The sequence below is a fragment of the Methanosarcinales archaeon genome, assembly GCA_014859725.1.
Taxonomy (GTDB): domain Archaea; phylum Halobacteriota; class Methanosarcinia; order Methanosarcinales; family Methanocomedenaceae; genus Kmv04.
The window spans coordinates 1-2,131 of sequence record JACUTQ010000257.1 but is presented as its reverse complement, the minus strand read 5'-3'; the positions used below and the strand labels follow the sequence as shown (position 1 = coordinate 2,131).

3 protein-coding genes are annotated in these 2,131 nt (G+C 41.7%); all 3 read left to right on the top strand.

Annotation, left to right across the window (positions count from 1 at the left end):
* Positions 1-253 precede the first annotated feature (253 nt).
* The 3 genes from IBX40_13005 to IBX40_12995 all read left to right on the top strand — a co-directional run bounded on the left by IBX40_13005 (position 254) and on the right by IBX40_12995 (position 2,080).
* Positions 254-604: an ATP-binding cassette domain-containing protein gene (locus tag IBX40_13005; protein ID MBE0525229.1), complete on the top strand. Its 351-nt coding sequence runs from the start codon at positions 254-256 to the stop codon at positions 602-604.
* Positions 605-682: 78 nt separating this feature from the next.
* The gene (locus tag IBX40_13000) at positions 683-1,849 is read left to right on the top strand and encodes a hypothetical protein (GenBank protein MBE0525228.1); all 1,167 of its coding nucleotides are present in this window, start codon (positions 683-685) and stop codon (positions 1,847-1,849) included.
* 12 nt (positions 1,850-1,861) lie between these two features.
* Positions 1,862-2,080, top strand: coding sequence for an ABC transporter permease (locus IBX40_12995; GenBank protein ID MBE0525227.1), 219 nt, complete (start codon positions 1,862-1,864; stop codon positions 2,078-2,080).
* Positions 2,081-2,131 lie beyond the last annotated feature (51 nt).

Genomic DNA, 2,131 nt, shown 5'->3' with positions numbered 1-2,131 from the left:
GGGTCTTCAAGGTCTATTTCGAAAGTTCTTTTTTTCTCTCCCTTTAGAATTATTACAGTCATATGTGTAACATTGTTTTTGGCACTAATAAAGGTTATTGTGGTAATATGGCTATGCCTGTAGTTTACATTTTCGTGACATCGATGAGTGTTTTGATGGAAAACACATCTGATAAGCTATATGTTTGAATCGGGAATTAAAGGCATGTGTCAAAAAAGTAGTTACATATAGGAAATGAATATGGGCCAATATAATGCGATTTCTGACTAAGGGGAATAAAAATTGGGAGAGATTAATTTATGTGGAAATCCCTGTGGAACTTGTGGGCCTTGATGATCGCATGGACCACAAAATCAACGAACTATCAGGCGGCCAGAGCCAGAGAGTGGCCATTGCCCGCTCCCTGATCAATGATCCGTCTTTGATCCTTGCAGACGAACCGACCGGAAACCTGGATTCAAAGACCAGCATTGATATTATGAAAATATTTACCGACCTTCGCGATCAGGGTCGGACCATTATTATGATCACGCACGACCCGGAGGTTGCAGCATACGCAGACCGGGTTGTGCTGGTAAAAGACGGTAATATAGAAAATAATTAAGAGGTGAAAAATATGAAAGATATTAGAAAATATAAAAAATTTTTCAGGCCACTGATTATAGCAATTTTAATATTATCAATGTCAGTGACCTGCGTTTCAGCATCTACAGCACTTAAAGTAGATCTCGTAAAGTATGAACCTTATCCGGCAGAGATCGGACAATATGTCACTGTCTGGATAAAGGTTGAAAATGTAGGGTACAGCCGGGCTGATGACGTTTTGGTAGAACTGGTTCCTTCATATCCATTCTCATTGGATACAAAAGACCAGGCAGTACAAAATATCGGGATCCTGCCTAATGAGCAGGGTGCAGTATTCGAATACAAGCTGTATGTGGATGAAAATGCGAAAACCGGTGTCAGATCAATTGAGGTCCGTTACCAGGATAATAAGGATTCTGTATGGATGAAACAAGAATTTGACATCAGGGTAGGTTCTGATACATTTGACAGTAAAGGAACGCTGCAACTGGAACAGGTAGTCACTGAACCTGAAGTATTAAAGCCAGGTGACACAGGTACAGTTACACTTACACTGAAGAACAGTGCGACCCAGTATACCGTAAGTATAGACGATAAGGAATACGATACCAATGCTAGGGTACGCTCCGCAGGTCTGTCAAGCAGCAATGATATAATAGTAACCAGTGATCCCTATTATGAAACCGGCATCCTGGGTCCTGGAGATACTATTGATCTTACATATAATATCATTGTGGACGACGATGCAAATGACGAGACAAATCATCTGGAATTCAATGTGATGGGAAGTTCACATTCCTATAACACTAATTGGGATATTCCAATCAAAGTCGATTCTTCTGGCATCAAGATCATTCCAACCAAACCCTTGACGCTTGAAGAGGAAATAGTCACTATTGAGTTCGATGTGGTAAATACCCATCCAGGGACATTATCGTCAGTGTCCATCAAACCACAGGCAGAAGGTATTGAATTTTCTCCTGCAGAATATTTCATAGGGTCCATGGACCATGATGAATTGTTCACAGTGGAATTCGATGCCAGAGTTGTATCAGATGATAATCCAACTTCGAAAGATCTGATAATAACAGCCCAGTACAAAAACAGCTATAACCAGCACGAAGCTGTGATAGATGATCTGATCTTAACTATTGGACCTGATAAGCCAAAGAGCGGGAATGGAGTGGCCAGTTTTGGAATTCTGGCAGCCATAGTCGTTGTATCGAGTTTGGTAATGTACAGACGCAAGAAACAGCAACAATAGGTGGTGGAACTGATGGTGAACCTTGTACAGTCCATTCGCATGGCTTTGGGAAGCATACGCAGTGCCAAGATGAGGTCTATCCTCACCACTCTTGGTATTGTCATTGGTGTGGCTGCGGTCATTGCTAATGTATCACTGGGAGCCAGTTTCCAGCAATATTTCGACCAGGAGATTGGGTCCATAGGTTCAAATTTTATTGTGGTAGACCCGAAGGAACCGGGTCTTTTCTGAAGATTCCCGTTGAAAATTGACCCCTTTTTCCCACCAATTTTGACCCCCCTA